Here is a 20,274-nt window from a genome sequence, read left to right as displayed (position 1 = left end):
GATGGAATTCAAAATTGAAAATCAAAAAGACAATCCTAATCATGAAATATTGTCTAAAGAAAACAATTTTGCAGAAGATACAAATCTCAATCAAGATAATTCTATTCAATACTCACAAAATATCAATCAAACAAATCAAAATCAAGAAAGCATTTTGATAGAAAAATTTTCGGAAGAACAACAAGAAGAGCTTGAAGAAAAAATTGCTAAAACCAAAAATGATCCAAAAAATAAGAAAATCAAATCAAGTATCTATAAAGTAAAAGAAAAAATAACAAGTCTCATATTGCCTAAACTGCGTCAAAAAATGTATTCAAATTCCATATATGAAACTGTGCAAGACGCAGGCAGTCTTTTTAAAATAGAACGCAAAATTGGAAATTACCTCATACTTATTGCCGGATTTTTCTTTCTCATTAGTTTCATTGAATTTATCTTAATTCTAACTTTTTTTCCTCTTAAAGAAAAAGAACCCTACTTAGTGACTTTTAGTAACGATACTCAAAACTTTGCCATCATTCAAAAAGCCGATCAATCTATTACTGCTAATGAAGCCTTGAATAGACAACTTTTAGGAGCTTATATTATTAATAGAGAAGATATTAATAGGATTGATGACAAAGAAAGAAGCGATATCATCAAAGAGCAAAGTTCGCCTGAAGTCTGGAATGTGTTTGAAAGAATCATTGCTCAAGAAGATTCTATTTATAGCAATAATAGCCTTACTCGAGTGGTTAAAATTGTTAATATTGCCCTCATTAAAAAAGGCTATGCTAATGCTGATGTATCTATTTCTTTATATTATAATGGAATATTAAAATCTGAAAAACGCTATCGAATTATTATTTCTTATAAATTTAAAAATATTGAGATTGATTATAATTCATTGCCTAAAAATCCAACAGGATTCACGGTTACCGGTTATGCCATCACTGAAATTGCTACCATCAAAGAATTGCCTGATGAAAATAAAGTTAAAACTTCTCAATCAAGAATTAAATACAAAAACCTCAAAGACAATTCTGAAGATGATATTCTCAATGAAACTTATTTCTATCAAGAAAATAAAACCAGCCAAGATAATTTAAATACTAATGACAATACTTTCAATACCAATAGTCTTAAACCAAATGATTCTAATAAGTCCCCTTCAAATATTGATGATTCTTTTAAGAATAACGACTATAAAGACACTCTCAATAACTTACAAAATAAAAATTTATATAACGACAATTCTCAAGATAATCTATCCATAGAAGATAAGAAGAGAAAGATTAAACAACAAATCAATCAACTCCAAATGATTTTAAACCAAAATAAAAAGAATATCCCTCAAGAACAAGTCGATGAACTCCAAAGAGAGATTTTAAATCTCAAAATTCAAGAACAAATCCTAAATAATAAAGATTTTAACAATCAAGACAACCGTCATGAAAATAACAAGTTTCATGATGACAATAACGCTAAAGAGTCTCAGAATTTTGAAGGAGAAACTACCAATTCTACCACTCCTAATCGAATAAAAAATAATAAAAGCGATATTGAAAAATCTAAGTCTATCCACACACCCTCTAAAAATCTTCCCTCGCCCTTTAGCAGCAATAGTATTGAAATTATCAAGAAGGGTTAGCAATGAAAATCTTCATATTAAAGGAATTTGTAAAAAATAAGATAAAGGAGAGAAAAGAAGAAAAAATAAAATCTCTATATAAGGGAAAAAAGGATTTGAGAATTAAAGAGTTGGTGATTGTGGGGTTGCTTGTGAGTGGATTTGCTTATGGGACTGTGGAAGCTCCCTCACCTTTTAATAATACTCAAAATGCCTCTATTTCTTCATCTTCATCTAATACGTCTTCAAATAATTCAAATATTGATGAAATGACTTTAGAGGAATATCAAGAAGAACAAAATGCTCAAGAAGCTCAAAAAATGCAATTTTTAAATGCTATTCAAAGCTCATTTTTCTTTAAAAAAAGAAATCCCCAAGACAATAATCTAAACATTATTTATAAAGCAGGCAACACTCCAAAAATTCGTCTCCGCTATGCGATGAGTACCACTTTTATTTTTGATAAAGATACAATCGCCTATGTATCTGTTGGTGATAGCAGTTTTTTTGAAGTTTTAGCCCCTAAAAAAGATGGTTATAATCTTTCAAATATTCTTATCCTCAAACCGCTCTTAATTGGAGTGGATACTAACCTAACCGTGATTGGAGTAAGCGGAAAAATCTATACTTTTTATTTATTTTCAACTCATTTTACAAACTCAAGAAACCCGGCGCTAAGCGTATTTATTTCAGATGATCGCAAAATTGGCAAAATTGACATTATTCCCCAAGAGGCGAAAAAGGCAGAGAAACTTAAAAAATTAGAAGAGTTAAAAACAATTAATGCACAACTCTCAAAAAGCACTCAAAATACCGATAATACTAATTCTAAGTCAAATCAATTAAATGTATCTCATACTTCTAATACAAGCCTCACTCAAAAAGATTTGAATACAAAAAATAAAAATGGCATTGGAGATAGTGCTAAAAGCGTCAATTATTCCTCTGTCGAAACTGATGATGGAAAATTTATTACAATTGGCGATGAGAGCAATCATATTTACATCGATAAATCAAAAATTAGAAAGCATTATTACCAAGCACCCCGAAAAAAGCGAATGTGGTGGAGTTTATGGCTTTATAAAAAATCTTATCAACAAGCAAAAGAACTTGAAGCTTACGATATTTTTGATGATGGCACTTATACTTATTTCAAATACGACAGAGCCAAAGCTATCTCAAAATTTCCTTATCCCTATAAAGTAGTTGATGGGTACGACAATCCTATCAATTCAAGAGTGGTAGGCAACTACATTATTGCTGAAGATGTCAATGTCAAATGGACTTTAAGACTGGGTGATGAGTATGTCTGTGTGCAAAAAATTCCCTCTAAAAAAGAACTGGATGAAATCAGAACTCAAAAGCAAAACCAAATCATTAAACCCATTGTTCCTGATACAGTTAAAAAATCCGGTGAGAACAGTGAGAAATAGCGATGATTTTAACTTGGATAAAAACCCATAAAATTGCTAGTTTTTTCCTGGCATTGCTTGTTGGATTTTTTATTCTTCTTATGATTGCAAAAATAAATAAGGACGATGATGATAATGAATTTGAAAACTCTATCAAATATCCTATTGAAGATTATTTGTTTCAAAATGATAAAGAAAAAAAAGCAAGAGAAATCAGAGAGACTCAAAGAAATACCCAAAACGCCCAAAACAAAAATAATCAAGAAGATAGAGATTTGCAAGATGAAAAAAATAGTTTTCAAGTCATTGAAGAAAAAATCAAAGCAATCCAAAAAAAGATGGGTTTAGCAGATACTTCAAACTCAAATAAAGGCTTGATTGTTTTAGGTAACAACAAAAATAATCCAAATTCTTTAAGTAGAAACCCTGATGGGAGTATCAATCCAAACAATAAGAACGCTCAATTTGATTATGCCTCTGCCTCTCCTGCTAACAAAGCTCGTTTAGCCTTGTTAGCCAAACGATTTTCTTCCGCAAGCAACAGTCGTAGTGATAACTCTTTATCCGGTCTTGATGAGATTAACAATCCTGAAATCTATGCACAAGCCAACAAAGAGAAAGAATATGGGACTGATGAATTTTCCAATTTTGATAAAAAAGATATTGCCAGCAACGAAAATAAACTATTAAGAACAATCACTGCCGATCGAATGATCCCTGCAACCTTAATAACACCTATATCCTCTCAAATCGGCGGTAATAAAATCGTAGCTCAAGTTGAAAGTGATATTTATGCCTCTATGGGCAGGGCTGTTTTAATTCCCAAAGGCTCTAGAGTCATTGGATTTTACAACAATAATAATAAGATTGGTGAATATCGATTGGAAGTTGTTTGGAATCGAATCCTCACCCCTCAAGGAGTTAATATCATTTTATCAGACGCCAAAGGGGCTGATGTTAAAGGCTATGCAGGATTAGTAGGAACTTTGCATAATAAAATATGGGAGAGATACGGACTTCCTTTAACATTCTCAACTCTCTCAAATGGATTAATGCTCGCACTATCCTCTACTCTTAACAATAAATTAAATCCAAACGGGGGTAATTTCTTACAAGGTTATCAAACAACACAAATGCTTAATTCTATGAGAGGGGATATTAGCAATATTATCGCTCAAATCTTAAGAGAACAGGTGCGTATCAAGCCTATTATCACTATCAGGGAAGGTAGCCGGATCTTTATTTCACCCAACACCGACATATTCTTTCCGGTACCCAAAAATAACGAAATGGTCGCAGAATTTTTTAAAGAATATAAAACCATCAATGATGAAGATATGAGTGATGACGAAAATGAATTTTAGAAAGGAATACGTTATGGACAAACTCCCCAAAAACAAAGAAGAAGATAAAGGAATAAATATGGAAAACAAAAAAGAAATCACAGGTATTTATAACACAACCTTTAATGAGAAAAAAGCCACACCTATTACTACCCAAAGCGATCTGGAGATGATAGAAAATGCCATTATTGAAGAAGTGGTGATGTATGTGAAAGGTTATCATAATGTAGCCAAAAACAAAGGAATGGGAGCTAAACATATTAAATTGCATTTAGAAAAAGATTCAAAAGGTTATATTCATCTTGAAGAATTGCTTGATTTAGGAAAATCTATCCGAGAATACACAAGAATTTTTAAAGAGGCTTATATTGATATAGAGGGAACCAAACAAGCGAAAATTTATGAGTGGGAAAATAATCAAGGAATTAGATTTAGAGCTGTGGTTGATAAGATGAGAGGGTCACAACCGCCTCTCTCCCCATCTTATGAAGTCAAAAGGGAGGGTCTCCCAAAAACGCCGCTATCCCCTTTTGATAATGTCATTATAACATTTTATTCTGATCGCAATCTTAATGAACGCATGCAGTTTAAAAATCCTTCGGTGAGTGATTATTATAAAAATCATTCAAACCAAACCCATTTAATAAAGTCATCAAAAAAGCCTGAACTCAAACCTGAAGATGAAAGAATAACAAAACAAAAAAGAAGATAAAGGAATAAATATGGAAAATAAAAAAGAAATCACAGGTATTTATAACACAACCTTTAATGAGAAAAAAGCCACGCCTATTACTACCCAAAGCGATCTGGAGATAATAGAAAATGCCATTATTGAAGAAGTGGTGATGTATGTGAAAGGTTATCATAATCCATATAGAGATAAAGGTTTAGGTGCAGAACATATTAAATTGCATTTAGAAAAAGATTCAAAAGGTTATATTACTCTTGAAGAACTTCTCAATCTGGGAAAATCTATCCGAAAATACACTAAGCTTTTTCAAGAACCATTTATTGATAGTAAAGGAGCAAAAATCTATGAGTGGGAAAACGATAAAAGAGTAAGATTTAGAGCGATCGTGGATAAGCAGAAGGGAGGGCCACAACTGCCTCTCTCCCCTTCTGATGATGTCATTATAACATTTTATTCTGATCGCAATCTTAATGAACGCATGGAATTTAAAAATCCTTCAGTGAATGATTATTATAAAAATCATCTAAATCAAACCCATTTAATAAAGTCATCAAAAAAGCCTGAACTCAAACCTGAAGATGAAAGAATAACAAAACAAAGAAGAAGATAAAGGAATAAATATGGAAAATAAAAAAGAAATCACAGGTATTTATAACACAACCTTTAATGAGAAAAAAGCCACGCCTATTCAAACAAAAAATGATTTAGAACTGATTGAAGACGCCATCATTGAAAGCGTGATTATGTATGTTAAGGGCTTCCATAATATTAAAAGAGATAAAGGCTTTGGTGCAGAACATATTAAAATTCACTTAGAAAAAAATTCAGAAGGATTTATTACTCTTGAAGAATTGCTTGATTTAGGAAAATCTATCCGAGAATACACTAAGCTTTTTCAAGAACCATTTATTGATAGTAAAGGAGCAAAAATCTATGAGTGGGAAAACGATAAAAGAGTAAGATTTAGAGTAGTTGTTGATATACAAAGAGGAGGGCTACAGCTGCCACTTTCCCTCTCTGATAATGTCATTATAACATTTTATTCTGATCGCAATCTTAATGAACGCATGGAATTTAAAAATCCTTCGGTGAGTGATTATTATAAAAATCATTCAAACCAAACCCATTTAATAAAGTCATCAAAAAAGCCTGAACTCAAACCTGAAGATGAAAGAATAACAAAACAAAGAAGAAGATAAAGGAGTTGCAATGAAAAAACTAATTTTTTGGATAATACTGACTTTGAGTTTGGTTAATCCTGCCCAAGCGCTAATTGTTTTAACTACCAAAGCCCTTGATTTTAATAAAAAATCCGGTGAATTCAAAGCCCATGTTGTTCTGGGAAACAAGATTCAAAAAGCCCAAGCTATTGGAAATTATAAAGTCAGCTCCAACAAAAAAAGTGTGATTTTTAATGTAATTTCTATCTTTAAAGACAATCAAACTCACACACTCAGTAGCCAACCGACACTCATCAAACCCATCAAAAATAAGATTCTTAAAAAAGGTTCTAAACTTATCTTAGCAGGAGAAAATCAAGAAGAAATCGCCAAGATTTTTGGATTATCCTTAGAAGATTATCAGAAAAAAAGCGGCACAAAGGCTACGAACGCCAAAGGTAGCTCTAGCAACTCCGGCAGTACTTCCACAAACTCAAATGCTTCATCAAGCGGAAATGCTAATAGCACTTCAAGCGGATCTTCAAATGGTGTTGGAGGATTTGGAAACAATAGTTTTAAAGACTCCGGTGGAAACAACTGGGGAAGTAATTATATACCTAATACTTCTTCAAACTCCAATCCCAATGGAACAAACTACTATCCCGTTCCAAGCGGCAGCAACAATGACAGCAGTGGTAGCTCAACCCCTGAATATTCCACACAATTTTGCAAAGCCCCTTTTTATGATTCCAAAAATTCTATTTCTCTAAGCTTTATCGCCAAAGACGGAAGCTGTGTTGATGTCAAAGCTCAAAGAGACGATACAAAATGTGCATACCGCTATGATTTTAATGCCGGAGTGGCTATCAAGCAAACACAATTTTATTATGTAGATAATGAAAATCAAACCAAAAATGTGGGCGGTTGTGTTGATTTAGAGGGCGATGAATATTCTTTTCCCTTATATAAAGATGATTCCAAATGCCAATTGCAAGTTACTAAAGATAAAGGATACGGCGGTAATCAAGCCTATTTCTTCCAAACACAGATCCTTTTTAGAGGCGATGACGGATTAGTGCATGTTGCCAAAGACTGCACCGATTATCAAAATGTTCAAGAAGAGTTGATTTCTTATGATAAGGATTCGGTTGCCAAAGAAGTAAAACGGGTAGTGAATCAATATTATGTTGATCCAATAAGCGGAAAAAAGGTCTATATCAATAACGGCATTATTTCGCCTTTCAAATTCAAATACAGAGAATACTCTTGCGGGGCGTGGGAATTCGATGATGCGCATTTACAGGCTTATCGAAGAACTCAAATCAAAGCCTTTGATAATGTGGCTAATGAATATATCGATATTACAAGTTGTGATTACAGTAATGATGAAGGCAAAAGCGGGAAAATTACCATGCCTTATATCAAACTGCCCAATAATGAGAAACCCGGAGCAAGCGAACCCGGAGATATGAACGGAACTTATACGTTTGAGTTGAAGAAAAGGATAATTAATTCCAGTAATCAACATATTCTTTATCCTTGTGCTGATTTTTGGAGTAGTTGGAATAGAAGTTCTGATTTTAAATATTATACAAACGGTAATTTAAAAACACTCACTCAATGGAAAAGCACTTACAAAACCACCAATACCGGAGTTACCACAGGCTATCAAAGACCCAAGCAAGAAGATGAAAAAGAACCCTCAATCTATTATGTCTCTAAGAGGATCAAAGACATTGAGAGAACCACTGTCCTTTTACAAAACGATCTGAATTTGAGTGCGGATTATATGAAGTTTTATGAAGTCAATGAGAATTATTACAAAGATGAAAGTATCAAGAAAACACCGGAATATACGGATTTTATCAGTAAATATTATAAGCCGAAAGCGGGAAGCTTATGCTTATTATATGGTTTTAGTGGTCAAAATGCTGGCGGTGAAAAAAATTGTGAAACTATCTGGGCAAATAATACAAGTTACTATTGTATTCAACACAACAATTATCTTACGCCTTGAATATATTTTAAATTAATAGAAAGGAGAAAATAAAATTATGCATGAATTAGAAATATTTGAACTTGGATTAGCACTTGCAAAAGCCTTAGGAGGAGATAAAGAAGCAATAGCTGATGTTGGAAAAATTGCCAGTTTGCACCCTGAGATGTTTGAAAATCTTCAAGATGTGATCCGAACAATCAAAGAAGTCTTAAAAGATCCTCAAATTATCGTCAATAATCCTCGCCCTAAAAATGACAAAGATTTTATTCTGGCCAAACAATTAAATGAAGAAAAAATGGGTGATGTAGGTATCAGAAATGATGAAGGAACAAATATTATTTTTCATGTAAATAAGAAAAGATTAAGAAATTTAGAAATTTTAGTAGAAAAAATTACAAAAGGAGACTTAAAAATAGCAATAACCGGTAGGGACGCCCACACTCCCTACACTCCGAGACCTGCCGGACTGGGCGCTAATGTTGCAAATGCAAATTCGGCTAGTGCTAAGAGTATTTTACCCAAAAATCCCCAATCAAAACCTTATGATTTGCAAAATTCCAAACCCCAAAAAAGAAGGTAAGTCAATGAAAAAATTTATCAAAAGAGTAACAAAATGAATGAATTAGAAATATTTGAACTCGGATTAGCACTTGCAAAAGCCTTAGGAGGAGATAAAGAAGCAATAGCTGATGTAGCTTTGCTTTATCAAAGACACCCTGAGATGTTTGAAAATATCAAAGATGTGGTTGAGACGATTGAAAAAGTAATCAAAGATCCTGATTTGGTGATGAAAAATCCAAAAGCCAAAAATGACAAAGATTTTATTCTGGCCAAACAATTAAATGAAGAAAAAATGGGTGATGTAGGTATCAGAAATGATGAAGGAACAAATGTTATTTTTCATGCCAATAAAATCAATATTGAAAAGTTTAAACAATTTGAGAAAAAGCAAGCGATGGTAGGGACGCCCAATTCCTACACTCAAGCCCAAAGTCTTGACGAGCGACTGGTTCAAAAGAACATTTCATCACCTGCTAAGAGTATTTTACCCAAAAATCCCCAATCAAAACCTTATGATTTGCAAAATTCCAAACCCCAAAAAAGAAGGTAAGTCAATGAAAAAATTTATCAAAAGAGTAACAAAATGAATGAATTAGAAATATTTGAACTCGGATTAGCACTTGCAAAAGCCTTAGGAGGAGATAAAGAAGCAATAGCTGATGTAGCTTTGCTTTATCAAAGACACCCTGAGATGTTTGAAAATATCAAAGATGTGGTTGAGACGATTGAAAAAGTAATCAAAGATCCTGATTTGGTGATGAAAAATCCCAGTCCAAACAGAAGAAGCGATGATGAAATCCTGGCGGCTAAAAAATTAGATACCCAAAAGATGGGTGAAATAGGTATCAGAAATGATGAAGGAACAAATGTTATTTTTCATGCCAATAAAAAGAGAATCAGAGAGTTTGAAAGGCTTGAAGAAAAGATAATAACAGACGGTGAGGACGCCCACACCCCTCACATTCAAGCCCAAAGTCTTGACGGGCGACTGGTTCAAAAGAACATTTCGTCTGCTAAGAGTATTTTACCCAAAAATCCCCAATCAAAACCTTATGATAGAGATAAAAACCCGCAAAATCCCAAAGAAAAAACCAAAAAAAGGAGATGACTATGAATGAAAACATAACTTTTTATAACGGAAATGATTACACACAGGAGTATTACCACAAAGAACAATTAGCAGTGATGAAATTATTGATAGAAAAACAAGGCTTCATCAAAGGAGCATTCTGCCGTGATGATATAGGAGATATTGATTTGGTGTGGGGCAATGAAAATTTTGGTCTTTGCCATATCCTTAAGCAACGAACTAAACAATTTGGTGAAGAAAAAGCTTTAAAGTTTATTTCTCATTTGGAAGAAAATATCAAGCATGGAGTAATGATCAAAGCACGACATGATAGAATCGGAATTATTACAAACAAAACAACAATTATTTTGGAACAATGCCAAGAGAATCATTTTGTATTGACTGCGTATCTTGATAGAAAAAACGAATTGAGATTGGAAAACCTACAGAGTATTCACGATATAGATTTTATTGATGAATCGGTTTCTAAGCTCACCAAAGGCTTCGATGTTCTATCATCAAACCAATCTCAAAGTCCTAGTGTATCACAAAATCCCCAATCAAAACCTTATGATTTGCAAAATTCCAAACCCCAAAAAAGAAGGTAAGTCAATGAAAAAATTTATCAAAAGAGTAACAAAATGAATGAATTAGAAATATTTGAACTCGGATTAGCACTTGCAAAAGCCTTAGGAGGAGATAAAGAAGCAATAGCTGATGTAGCTTTGCTTTATCAAAGACACCCTGAGATGTTTGAAAATATCAAAGATGTGGTTGAGACGATTGAAAAAGTAATCAAAGATCCTCAAATTATAACTGAAGCCAAAAGAGAAAATGGGTTATTAGCACTCAAACAATTGAGTAAGAATAAAATGGGTGAAATAGCTATACAAAATGATGAAGGAACAAATATCATTTTTCATGCCAACAAAAAGAGAATAAAAGAATTAGAAAAAATGAAGCAGTCATTGGTAGAGACCCCCGCACCCTCTACACACCGATCAAAGTCGGCAGGGGAGCTGATGAAGGAAAATCCTTCATCTGGTGTTGATACACATTCAATGACTGCTAAGAATATTTTACCCAAAAATCCCCAATCAAAACCTTATGATGGAGATAAAAACCCCAAAAATCCCAAAGAAAAAACCAAAAAAAGGAGATGACTATGAATGAAATAAAACAAAATACACAAACCGGGAATGAATCCGACAGGGATTTTAATCAAAATTTAAGAAATGCAGGAGAAAAGAAAATGGAAAAAATAAAAAATCAAACCACAGGTATGAAAATCAATGATATTGACACTTTATTGGAAGAGGATTTAATTCCAAATAAAAGTCTTATAGATCAATACAATCGCAAAAAACTTGAAGCTAAAAAACTTAGATCCAGACTCACAAGACTCGCTGATGAAATAAAAGTTTTGGGCGATAAAATCAAAAATATTGGAGTTAGCAATGACTAATAGCGTTGGAGGGAGTAGAATCCTACAAGTCCTGGTTGAAAAACTTAAACCTTATCTGACCTTAGATATTAACGAAGTTCAATTCAATGGTTCTCAAGATATGTATCTGGTTAAAGGCAACTCTTATGAAAAAGTCGCGCAACCTTTATTTGATGAACGATTTTTGATGAATTTTTGTGAGCAACTGGCTAATTCCAGAAATCTGTTTTTCAATATACAAGTCCCTCATCTAAGTTGTTCCATTCCTAATACACGATACAGAGTCAATGCCCTCCACCCAAGCATCAACGCTCAAAATAAAATCTGTATGTGTATCCGTGTGCCCAATGAAAGCAAATTCCCTATCGAAGCATTTCAGTTAGGAGCAAAGGTTAAATCTAAAGGCATTGATTATCAAGATATTTTAAATTTAACCACCCAAGCTAAAAATATTCTGGTGAGTGGAGGAACTGCAAGTGGTAAAACAAGTTTTGTGAATTGCTTAATTGAAAAAATACCCCTTGAAGAAAGAATTATCACTATAGAAGACTCCCCTGAACTGCATTTAAAAAATCCTAATTTAGTTTCTATTTTAGTAGGTAAAAATGAAGATTCTAACTACTCTTATGAAACAGCCCTCAATGATGCCATGCGTATGTCACCTCAAAGACTTCTACTGGGAGAAATTGACACTAAAAATGTCTCTTTGTTTTTAAGACTCGCTAACACAGGGCATAGCGGAATGATCTCAACACTGCACAGCAACTCTGTAGAAGATGCCATTTTTGCCATCAATCTCAATATCAAAATTGGTTCTAAAAAAGACATAGATTCTAATGATTTACTGGAATTTTTCATTCGTGGAATGGATTTTATTATTCAGATCAAAAAAATAAATAATGAAAGAGTGATTGAAGATGTCCTTGATGTAAAAAAAGATTTAAAGAAAGCCTTAGGAAAAAATTAACCAATAAGGAGTTTTGAACATGGAAATGAATAATGAAGATTTAAACCAAAAACATATCCCAACAGAAAATAAAGATATACAAGATTCAAATTCAAATGAATTTAAACCTAAAACCGAACGAGGTAAAAAACTCTATTTTGTATTGGATTTAAAAGCTTATGAAAGCTTAAAAACAGAATGCAAAAATAAATCTTTGAGTATGACAAAATTTTTAGAAAAAATTATTCTTGAAAAATCTCAAGATTCTCAAGAGAGAATATCTAAAATCTTTTCTTTAACCAAACTCAACAAAGAGCTTTATGATGGAACAAATGCAACTTATTCAAATATCAATCAAATTGCCTATTGTATCAATACATTTAAAATACTCAATGATGGAAAGATTGATGATTTATTAAAACTTGATTTTTTAGAGAAAATACTTGAAAGTTTTAATACCCTCAATAATGATATTCAAAACCTAAGAATCCTTATCTTAGAACTCTTATTAATTCTTGAAAACAATGGAATTGAAAATAGAAAAATTAGAAATAAACTCAAAAAGTTTGAATACAAGCTATCAAAAAATAAACCAATAGATATTAAATTTCATAATGAAATAGATCTTCAAGCGCAGAAACAAAAAAATTTCCACTCAGGAAATATCCATGTTTAATAATAAAAAATATCTCCCGTTTTATTATCTTCTATCCATTGTATTGTTTCCATTCGTCTTTGGCTATATGCTCAATTACTTTTTCCATTTAGAAACGCTTGAACATATCTATGAGTTTGAAAAAATTATTTTTAGCAATCTGAAATCTTTTAGAAGCTTTAAATTTGAAGTCTATTTAAGCGCTATCTTTGGAATTATCCCGCTTATAATTGTATTTGTCTTATCAATGCCAAAAAATCGCTCTACCACTCATGGAAAAGCCAAATGGGCAAAACGAAGCGATATTGAGACTTATTCTTTCTCCCTTATAAAATTCACTAAAGACTTCTTCAAACTCTTAAATCCTCTTTTTTGGCTTAATCCAAAAAAGTTTTTTAAAAATATCTTAGAATTTTTTAAACTTGGAATGCAGAAAAAAAATAAAATGGGTGTGAATTTTGGAAATGGGTTTATATTAGGATTATGGGAAGAGATGTCAGGAAAAAAAAGGGTATGTTACAACCAACCGCTTTCAGCCTTGATTGTCGCTCCACCGGGAGCAGGAAAAACAACAGGTATTGCCGTTCCTAATTTATTACATCTGCGCACAAGCTGTATTGTCTTGGATATTAAAGGTGAATTATGCCAATTTACCGCAGGTTATCGCCAAAAAGCCCTGAAAAATAAAATCTTAATTTTTGATCCTTTTGGAAAAGGCAATACCTTAAAATTCAATCCTTTTGATAAAAAAATTGTTTCAAAACTTGATTTTAATGGCAAACGAAAACTTGTTGATGAAATTGCCCAAACCATATTCGTAGAAGAAAAAGGAAGTGATCCGCATTGGATAAATCAAGCCAGAAACTTGTTTATTTTCTATGCACTCTATGATTTATGTGTATATGGAGAATCCGGTCTTTTTAGAATTGCCACAGCTACAATGAGAGATTATAAACCTTACATTCAACCTTTAAGTCCTTATTATGAACAATTGTGGAAGCATGATGATGAAACAGGATTATTGATACTCAAAAACGGATCGCCTGTTCAAAAACAAGATGCCGATCCTGAAAAATTATATTTCAAACAAGTCAGCGAACAAATCTATATCAACCCCCAAGATCCCAGAAATTTCTCTCAAAAAGCCAGAGATGAAAATCCTGATACAGACCAAGAGAAACCGGAAGAACAAAAAGATCCCAAAAATAAAAGACTTGATGAAATCGTCAGAGATTATGCAAGAGCCTGGTCAGGTGGAAGCGGGGGAGATGAATTCTCATCGATAAAATCTACCTACAATCGCGTAATGCAAGTTTTTACCTCTTATCAAGTCAAAAATGTAACTGATGGAATGAGTTTTGAATATGAAGATTTTAGAAAAGAAAATATCACTCTTTATATTCGAATCGCTCAAACTGATATTAATACCTTAGCTCCGCTCATTAGAATCTTGCTTGAATCCATTGCCAAAAACCTGCTTTTAAAAGAAAGTAAAAAACCTGAAGAAAGAATTTATTTTATATTAGATGAATTCGTAAGATTCGGAAAGCTTGAATTCTTATTAGAAATGCCGGCATTATCAAGAAGTTACGGAGTCGTGGTTTTATTCATTACACAATCAAACGCTTTAATTCAAAAATATTATTCCGATAAAGACGCCGAAATTTTAGGATCGACTGTTAATTACAAAATTGTTTTTAAAACAGATCAAAAATATGCCAAAGAATTATCCGAAGAAATCGGGAAATATACCAGAAAAACACAAAGTTATTCTACCGAAAAAGGAAAATTGATTTTTGGAGGAACAAGCACCTTTAATAAAGAAGGAGTAAATCTGGTAACCGAACAAGATATTTTAAATCTTGATGAGAACGATGTGATTATTTTGATCAAAGGTTTTCAAGCCACGCCTCTTAAACTCCGAACAAATCATTATTTTAAAGATAGCTCAATGATGAGTAAAATGGAATGGGAATTAAAGCCTGAAAAAACAAGTCAAAATGAACAATCTTCAAATCCTATTTTTAACAATAAATCCAAAGCCGTTCCGTTGCCTCCAAAAGAAAAAACAATCAATGAAAATCAAGTAAATAACGATGAAGGCAAATTGATTGAAGAAGAAAATACTTCTACAAATCAATCAAATATTCCTATTGAATTAACTCAAGACAAACAATTAAAACAACTAAAAATTGAATATGAGTATGCCAAACTCTTCCAAACTATAAATGATGAAGATATTCACCCTCCTTATGCGCTCAAAGACAAAAAAGAATATGTTTTAGAAATTACGGATAAAGAAATTTTAGTGAGATTGATGCCCCCAAATAATGCCAAAAACATAAACACTCAAATTTTATCCAAGCTTGAAAATGAACCTGCTATCCAACTCGCTAAAGAGAGGAATTTAAAGTTGAAATTTGATCCTGAAGAATAAAAACAGGTACCCGCATGAATAAGAAGATTCTCAAAAATAATTACTTACAAAATAAGGAGAGTGATGATGAATAACTTTTATCAAATATTCAAACTGCTAAAGATTCTAAGAATGATTAGAAGTCTTTTAAGAAAAAACAAAAAATCAAATTCAAATTCAAAACAAAGGAAATAACATGAACGATCTAAAAAACTCCGTGATTATCATTGAATCACCTAATAAGATTAAAAAAATAAGTTCCATGACAGGGGCTAAAGTGTTTGCTACCGCAGGGCATTTTTTGGAACTCAAAGATATTGAAGTATCCAAAGGTTATGCGCCCGTATTTGATTATAATGAATCTAAAAAAAAGAATATCTTTTATTATATTGCTTCCTGCAAAGATAAAAAAGTCTATATTGCCACAGACCCTGATAGAGAAGGTTACGGGATTGGTTATATGTTTTATAACAAAATCAAAAACATTGCCAAAGAGGTTTATCGAGCAGAATTTCATGAAATTACACAAAGCGGTATACAAAAAGGAATCAAAGAAGCGGTATTGTTTGTAAATACCAATAAAAAATACTATGAAGCCTTTTTAGGCAGAAGAGTTTCGGATATGTTTATAGGATATTCTCTCTCCCCTTATATTTCAAAACAACTCAATATCAAAGCCCTCTCTGCCGGCAGAGTGCAAACACCGGCTTTGAGTCTGATTGTAAAAAGAGAAGAAGAGATAGAGAAATTCGACAAATTGAGTCCTGAAGAAAAGATAAATTATGCACTGTGTGCAAATATAGAAATCTTAGGAAATGAATATATAATCAAACATATTGATGAGAATGCCAAAGAAATCAAATTTGATACACAAGCACAGGCTCAAGAACAGCTTGATAAGCTTTGTGAATGTCAAAAGGCAGTCTTAAAATCCATAGAAAAAAAACAATCCGAACAAAACCCGCCTAAGCCATTTACCACTTCAAAATTACTCAAAGCCGGATCAAAAGCTTTAAATATTTCTACAAAAGAAGTCCAAGAAATCGCACAAAAACTTTTTGAAGCAGGGCTTATTACTTATATAAGAACAGATAGTGAATTTATTTCGGAAGAATATTTAAAGGCTCATCAAAAATTTTATGAACCCATTTATCAAGAAATCTATCAATACTCAAAATACGAAGCCGGGAAAAATTCACAAGCAGAAGCCCATGAAGCAATAAGGATTACTCATGTACATACTTTAGAAGAATTAAAAAAAGTTTGTGCCAAAGAAAATATTACAAAAGAAAATGAAATCAAACTCTATGAAATGATTTTTAAAAACACTTTGACTTCGCAAATGAAGCCTGCTGTCTATGAAAATACCATACTGAAATTCAACATCAAGCTTACTTCTTTCCAAATCAAATTTAAAAACCTTATTGATGAAGGCTATTTAAAAGCCTTTCAAGAAGAAAAAGAAAGCAATCATAAAAGCGATACGCAAACTGCAAATACAAATGATACGTTAAATGCAAATCAAGAAGAAGATCCCCATACCGGTGTATTGAGAATAAATACCAATCGATTAAAAGAAAACGATCTCTTTGATGTTACGAAAATCTTTATTAAAAATATTGCCAAAACAGCTCCCAAGCGTTATGTCGAATCCGAATTTATCGAAGTTTTAGAAAGAAACGGTATCGGAAGACCCTCCACTTATGCAACCTACCTTCCCATTCTTCAAAATAAAGAATATATCAACATCGAAGGCAAAAAAAGAGAAATTGCCCCGACTGTAAGAGGCAAAAATATCATCGAATTTTTTAAAACCAATCATCATAACTGGATACTTGATATTGATTTTACAAAGAAAATGGAAAGTAAGCTTGATGAAATTACGCTAAATAAAGCAAACTATCTGGAATTTATGCAAGAGCTTCATACAAAGCTCGGTGATGAGACAGGAAATTTCGGAAAACAAAACAAAGAAAAGAAAGAGTCTAAAAAAATCCCTCCGAGCCTGAAACAAATCGAATTCTCTAAAGCAATTGCAGAGAAACTCAAACTGGATTTGCCTAAAGACTTGGAAAATGATTGCTATGTCGCAAAAGATTTTATCAATAAGCATATTGCTGCCTTTAATAAGACTAAACAGAATCAAAAAAACTGAATTTTGCCGGTTTTAGTTTGATTTGAATTGTTTTTGATCGTTTTTATATAAGGGAGAAAAAGCCTATTAAATAGCCTTATTTACGTGGTTTTAGGTATTTGAAAGTGATAAAATTTGTGTATCAAAAGATAAGGAGTATTTATGAATATAAAAGATTTGGAGCTTAAAGATTACAGCATAGAAGATTTGTTGTCTTTAAGAAATGAGTTGATTATTGATTTAAACCAATATCAAGATTTAAGTTCTCGGGGCTTTGAGTTCGATCTTGAAATCATCTTTCAGACTGAATTGGCGTTGTTGGAGATTGATGAGTTGCTGAACAAAAAGTTGCTGAACAAAAAAGGATAAATAATGAAAATTCAGATTGTGAAAAAATTTGATGTTAAAAAATTAGACGAAGATAAAAAGTTTTTTAAAACAGGCGAAGCAGGAAAGATTCTATATGAGTTTCTTGATTTTCATAGTTTTATCAGACATTTTTATAAAGTCCCCAATCTCAATACTCAAAAAGAAATAAATACATTTTGGAAAAAATTTGAAGTCAATGAAGAAACATTGAATTCAAAAAAAATCTTAGAGTTTATTGACAATAGTGATCTTTATCCCGAAATTGATATTGAAAACTTTGAAGTAAAAATGCTTGATAAAAATTTCGGGGATTTTTATTTTTCAGATTTTGAAGAACATTACAAAAAAATCCCTTTATTGGTTGAAGGGAATCAAATTGAGTGTTCAGGGCGCTTTGAATTTATATCAGATATTTGCTGTATGGGCATTTGGAGCAATGGAGAATTCTTAATTATCCCTCATGGGTTTGGAAGTGATGGTTTTTATCATGGCTATGTTTTTGAGAAACCTATCTCTTTTTTGAGAGAGGGATATAAACTCTTGATTGATGAAATCCCTATTGAGAGTATTTCAAAAAGTGATTGTGTGCCGGATTATGTGGAATTTAGCCAAAAGGGCAATTTCAGGATTTGGAAACAACCTCAAGCAGAATACATTGTTTTGGAGAGATTATTTTAATCCCTCCAATAAATTGAATTAAAATTAAAAATATACAAGGAGTAAAATTATGTATAACAAAGTCATTATGGTAGGGAATTTAACCCGTGATGTAGAATTGAAATATTTACCCAACGGATCTGCATTGGCAATTTTAGGGCTTGCAAGCAATCGCAAATATAAAAAACAAGATGGAACACAAGGGCAAGAAGTGTGTTTTGTAGATGTCAAACTCTTTGGCAGGGGAGCAGAAGTGGCTAATGAATATCTCAGAAAAGGTTCGAAAGTTTTGATTGAAGGACGCTTGAGTTTGGAGAGTTGGACAGATCAACATGGCACAAAAAGAAGCAAGCATACCATCATGGCTGAAAGCATGCAAATGATGGATACCAAAGCCCAAACCCAAGAACTTGCCCAAGAAGAGAATGCCCGGAGTGAAAACCCAACAACCAATGTCTCTTCCGGTGTTTCAGACACTCCAATACAAGAGAATGCCCAAGCACCCTCAAAAGAATCTCAAGAATCTTCTGCCAAACACGAAGAAATTATTTCTCTTTTAGGTGAAGGTGAAGAAATTCCATTCTGAAATATCCTTAATAAAGATATTTCAGCTAAATTTGCGCTAGCATTTTTCTAAAGTTTTAGAAAATAAAGGATAAATAAATAAATAAATAGAGAATTTATCAAAAAAATCAATTATTAATTATTTATTTTTAAGAATTATTTAAATACACTTCTTGCTTATTATTATGAAATATATTTAATAAATACAGAGGTTTCATAATAAATAAAGCAACACATTGACAGAACAGAAAGGAAAAATCATGAAAAAGGTAATCGGTTTATCGGTTGCAACATTATTGTTAGGGAATACTTTTATTGTAGCAGATCAGCTTGATGATGAGATCAAAAGATTGGAAAAAGAAAATAAGATCTTAGAACTCCAAAATCAAAGAAAGGAATTGGAATTACAGAATCAACAGACAGAAGCAAAAGGTAAAATGACTAATAAAAACTTAACTTCTGTAAATAATGTTCCAAACAAATCAAATAAAGATTCAAAAAATGGATTCTTTTTGGGGGTAGAGGGGAATTTGGGAAAATTTATTTTTACTCCTTATGACACTGAAAGTACATTCTTCCAACCAAGCCTTTCCACTACTTTTGATATAGGTTTAGTCGGAGGTTATCAACATTACTTCGGAGAATCCCAAAGACATGGGTTAAAAGTATCTGCTCATTTGTATTCGGGGTATATTTCTTCTAATTTAGACACAAAAATAAATCAGAGAGATAGCGACGGAAATCTTACAAGTAACTTGATAGCTCTAAGAAGTAGTTATTCCTACATTCCAATTAAAGTCGGTTTAGATGTTAAATACCTCTGGGATTTCTTTGAAAAAGGTAAGCATACTTTAGGTTTAAATGTCGGTTTGGGGTATGAGTTTAGTGTTTATACAGGAGGGAAAATAATGACTAAAAGTATAGACGGTTATTTAAAAACTAATAAAATTAACAATATCTTTTCGAATATGATTTATCCCGTCATCGGATTGCATTATTATTATGGACATCATCAGTTTGAAGTGATGTATCGCTATAACAGCGTTAATAAAGGTTTCGTTTTATTAAAAAATATTGATTATAATTATTGTCAAAAAGCCACTATAGGTTCCTTTTCTTACCTCACACTCAATTATGCTTATCGGTTTTAAAATATAAATAAAAATTAAGGAGTTCATATGAGATTAATTCTGGCATTAATATTACCTTGGCTATCGTTTTTTACTATAGGTAAGCCTATATCAG

The 20,274-nt window shown here is 32.3% G+C and carries 21 protein-coding genes; all 21 read left to right on the top strand.

Features of this window, described 5'->3' with window-relative positions:
* The first annotated feature begins 1 nt into the window (after nt 1).
* The 21 genes from BKH45_RS04365 (at nt 2) to BKH45_RS04265 (ending at nt 20,180) form a co-directional block, all read left to right on the top strand.
* Nucleotides 2-1,630, top strand: a complete 1,629-nt coding sequence (locus BKH45_RS04365; protein ID WP_095274260.1) for a VirB8/TrbF family protein — start codon at nt 2-4, stop codon at nt 1,628-1,630.
* A 2-nt stretch (nt 1,631-1,632) separates the two neighbouring features.
* Entirely contained in the window at nt 1,633-3,042 is a 1,410-nt protein-coding gene (locus BKH45_RS04360; protein ID WP_257874495.1) for a TrbG/VirB9 family P-type conjugative transfer protein, read from the top strand.
* A 2-nt stretch (nt 3,043-3,044) separates the two neighbouring features.
* Nucleotides 3,045-4,385 (top strand): DNA type IV secretion system protein ComB10, encoded by a 1,341-nt coding sequence (locus BKH45_RS04355; protein ID WP_343286792.1) that lies wholly within the window; start codon nt 3,045-3,047, stop codon nt 4,383-4,385.
* A gap of 13 nt (nt 4,386-4,398) precedes the next feature.
* Nucleotides 4,399-5,076: a hypothetical protein gene (locus BKH45_RS04350; RefSeq protein WP_257874494.1), complete on the top strand. Its 678-nt coding sequence runs from the start codon at nt 4,399-4,401 to the stop codon at nt 5,074-5,076.
* Nucleotides 5,077-5,086: 10 nt separating this feature from the next.
* Nucleotides 5,087-5,665 (top strand): hypothetical protein, encoded by a 579-nt coding sequence (locus tag BKH45_RS04345; protein ID WP_095274259.1) that lies wholly within the window; start codon nt 5,087-5,089, stop codon nt 5,663-5,665.
* Between the two features lie 10 nt (nt 5,666-5,675).
* Nucleotides 5,676-6,254: a hypothetical protein gene (locus tag BKH45_RS04340; RefSeq protein WP_095274258.1), complete on the top strand. Its 579-nt coding sequence runs from the start codon at nt 5,676-5,678 to the stop codon at nt 6,252-6,254.
* 10 nt (nt 6,255-6,264) lie between these two features.
* Nucleotides 6,265-8,232 carry an RGS domain-containing GTPase-activating protein gene (locus tag BKH45_RS04335; protein ID WP_095274257.1) on the top strand — a complete coding sequence of 656 codons (1,968 nt, stop codon included), beginning with the start codon at nt 6,265-6,267 and terminating at the stop codon, nt 8,230-8,232.
* A gap of 37 nt (nt 8,233-8,269) precedes the next feature.
* Nucleotides 8,270-8,794 carry a hypothetical protein gene (locus BKH45_RS04330; RefSeq protein WP_095274256.1) on the top strand — a complete coding sequence of 175 codons (525 nt, stop codon included), beginning with the start codon at nt 8,270-8,272 and terminating at the stop codon, nt 8,792-8,794.
* A 33-nt stretch (nt 8,795-8,827) separates the two neighbouring features.
* Nucleotides 8,828-9,325, top strand: a complete 498-nt coding sequence (locus tag BKH45_RS04325) for a hypothetical protein (protein WP_095274255.1) — start codon at nt 8,828-8,830, stop codon at nt 9,323-9,325.
* A gap of 33 nt (nt 9,326-9,358) precedes the next feature.
* The gene (locus BKH45_RS08825) at nt 9,359-9,883 is read left to right on the top strand and encodes a hypothetical protein (protein WP_180675627.1); all 525 of its coding nucleotides are present in this window, start codon (nt 9,359-9,361) and stop codon (nt 9,881-9,883) included.
* A 2-nt stretch (nt 9,884-9,885) separates the two neighbouring features.
* The gene (locus BKH45_RS04315) at nt 9,886-10,452 is read left to right on the top strand and encodes a hypothetical protein (RefSeq protein WP_095274254.1); all 567 of its coding nucleotides are present in this window, start codon (nt 9,886-9,888) and stop codon (nt 10,450-10,452) included.
* 33 nt (nt 10,453-10,485) lie between these two features.
* Nucleotides 10,486-11,007: a hypothetical protein gene (locus BKH45_RS04310; protein ID WP_095274253.1), complete on the top strand. Its 522-nt coding sequence runs from the start codon at nt 10,486-10,488 to the stop codon at nt 11,005-11,007.
* 2 nt (nt 11,008-11,009) lie between these two features.
* Nucleotides 11,010-11,309: a hypothetical protein gene (locus BKH45_RS04305; RefSeq protein ID WP_095274252.1), complete on the top strand. Its 300-nt coding sequence runs from the start codon at nt 11,010-11,012 to the stop codon at nt 11,307-11,309.
* Entirely contained in the window at nt 11,302-12,255 is a 954-nt protein-coding gene (locus tag BKH45_RS04300) for a CpaF/VirB11 family protein (RefSeq protein WP_095274251.1), read from the top strand. Before BKH45_RS04305 ends, BKH45_RS04300 begins: the two co-directional genes overlap by 8 nt.
* A 19-nt stretch (nt 12,256-12,274) precedes the next feature.
* Nucleotides 12,275-12,910, top strand: a complete 636-nt coding sequence (locus BKH45_RS04295; protein WP_095274250.1) for a hypothetical protein — start codon at nt 12,275-12,277, stop codon at nt 12,908-12,910.
* On the top strand, nt 12,903-15,326 hold the full coding sequence (locus BKH45_RS04290; RefSeq protein WP_095274249.1) for a type IV secretory system conjugative DNA transfer family protein: 2,424 nt from the start codon (nt 12,903-12,905) through the stop codon (nt 15,324-15,326). Before BKH45_RS04295 ends, BKH45_RS04290 begins: the two co-directional genes overlap by 8 nt.
* Nucleotides 15,327-15,501: 175 nt before the next feature.
* Nucleotides 15,502-17,460 (top strand): type IA DNA topoisomerase, encoded by a 1,959-nt coding sequence (locus tag BKH45_RS04285; RefSeq protein ID WP_095274248.1) that lies wholly within the window; start codon nt 15,502-15,504, stop codon nt 17,458-17,460.
* A 141-nt stretch (nt 17,461-17,601) separates the two neighbouring features.
* Complete coding sequence (locus tag BKH45_RS04280; RefSeq protein WP_095274247.1) at nt 17,602-17,808, top strand: hypothetical protein; 207 nt, start codon at nt 17,602-17,604, stop codon at nt 17,806-17,808.
* A gap of 3 nt (nt 17,809-17,811) precedes the next feature.
* On the top strand, nt 17,812-18,486 hold the full coding sequence (locus BKH45_RS04275) for a hypothetical protein (RefSeq protein WP_095274246.1): 675 nt from the start codon (nt 17,812-17,814) through the stop codon (nt 18,484-18,486).
* 49 nt (nt 18,487-18,535) lie between these two features.
* Nucleotides 18,536-19,051, top strand: a complete 516-nt coding sequence (locus BKH45_RS04270; protein ID WP_095274245.1) for a single-stranded DNA-binding protein — start codon at nt 18,536-18,538, stop codon at nt 19,049-19,051.
* Between the two features lie 238 nt (nt 19,052-19,289).
* Nucleotides 19,290-20,180: a hypothetical protein gene (locus BKH45_RS04265; RefSeq protein ID WP_095274244.1), complete on the top strand. Its 891-nt coding sequence runs from the start codon at nt 19,290-19,292 to the stop codon at nt 20,178-20,180.
* Nucleotides 20,181-20,274: the final 94 nt, after the last annotated feature.

This window comes from Helicobacter sp. 11S03491-1 (assembly GCF_002272835.1).
Classification (GTDB): Bacteria; Campylobacterota; Campylobacteria; order Campylobacterales; family Helicobacteraceae; genus Helicobacter_J.
This window is presented reverse-complemented; position numbering and strand designations above follow the sequence as displayed.

Excerpts from the sequence above, each read along its gene's own strand:
- BKH45_RS04280 (WP_095274247.1), top strand. The coding sequence starts at position 17,602 with ATGAATATAAAAGATTTGGAGCTTAAAGATTACAGCATAGAAGATTTG.
- BKH45_RS04340 (WP_095274258.1), top strand. The coding sequence starts at position 5,676 with ATGGAAAATAAAAAAGAAATCACAGGTATTTATAACACAACCTTTAAT.
- BKH45_RS04315 (WP_095274254.1), top strand. The coding sequence starts at position 9,886 with ATGAATGAAAACATAACTTTTTATAACGGAAATGATTACACACAGGAG.
- BKH45_RS04360 (WP_257874495.1), top strand. The coding sequence starts at position 1,633 with ATGAAAATCTTCATATTAAAGGAATTTGTAAAAAATAAGATAAAGGAG.
- BKH45_RS04305 (WP_095274252.1), top strand. The coding sequence starts at position 11,010 with ATGAATGAAATAAAACAAAATACACAAACCGGGAATGAATCCGACAGG.
- BKH45_RS04265 (WP_095274244.1), top strand. The coding sequence starts at position 19,290 with ATGAAAAAGGTAATCGGTTTATCGGTTGCAACATTATTGTTAGGGAAT.
- BKH45_RS04330 (WP_095274256.1), top strand. The coding sequence starts at position 8,270 with ATGCATGAATTAGAAATATTTGAACTTGGATTAGCACTTGCAAAAGCC.
- BKH45_RS08825 (WP_180675627.1), top strand. The coding sequence starts at position 9,359 with ATGAATGAATTAGAAATATTTGAACTCGGATTAGCACTTGCAAAAGCC.
- BKH45_RS04335 (WP_095274257.1), top strand. The coding sequence starts at position 6,265 with ATGAAAAAACTAATTTTTTGGATAATACTGACTTTGAGTTTGGTTAAT.
- BKH45_RS04270 (WP_095274245.1), top strand. The coding sequence starts at position 18,536 with ATGTATAACAAAGTCATTATGGTAGGGAATTTAACCCGTGATGTAGAA.
- BKH45_RS04310 (WP_095274253.1), top strand. The coding sequence starts at position 10,486 with ATGAATGAATTAGAAATATTTGAACTCGGATTAGCACTTGCAAAAGCC.
- BKH45_RS04290 (WP_095274249.1), top strand. The coding sequence starts at position 12,903 with ATGTTTAATAATAAAAAATATCTCCCGTTTTATTATCTTCTATCCATT.
- BKH45_RS04300 (WP_095274251.1), top strand. The coding sequence starts at position 11,302 with ATGACTAATAGCGTTGGAGGGAGTAGAATCCTACAAGTCCTGGTTGAA.
- BKH45_RS04350 (WP_257874494.1), top strand. The coding sequence starts at position 4,399 with ATGGACAAACTCCCCAAAAACAAAGAAGAAGATAAAGGAATAAATATG.
- BKH45_RS04275 (WP_095274246.1), top strand. The coding sequence starts at position 17,812 with ATGAAAATTCAGATTGTGAAAAAATTTGATGTTAAAAAATTAGACGAA.
- BKH45_RS04365 (WP_095274260.1), top strand. The coding sequence starts at position 2 with ATGGAATTCAAAATTGAAAATCAAAAAGACAATCCTAATCATGAAATA.
- BKH45_RS04295 (WP_095274250.1), top strand. The coding sequence starts at position 12,275 with ATGGAAATGAATAATGAAGATTTAAACCAAAAACATATCCCAACAGAA.
- BKH45_RS04285 (WP_095274248.1), top strand. The coding sequence starts at position 15,502 with ATGAACGATCTAAAAAACTCCGTGATTATCATTGAATCACCTAATAAG.
- BKH45_RS04345 (WP_095274259.1), top strand. The coding sequence starts at position 5,087 with ATGGAAAATAAAAAAGAAATCACAGGTATTTATAACACAACCTTTAAT.
- BKH45_RS04355 (WP_343286792.1), top strand. The coding sequence starts at position 3,045 with ATGATTTTAACTTGGATAAAAACCCATAAAATTGCTAGTTTTTTCCTG.
- BKH45_RS04325 (WP_095274255.1), top strand. The coding sequence starts at position 8,828 with ATGAATGAATTAGAAATATTTGAACTCGGATTAGCACTTGCAAAAGCC.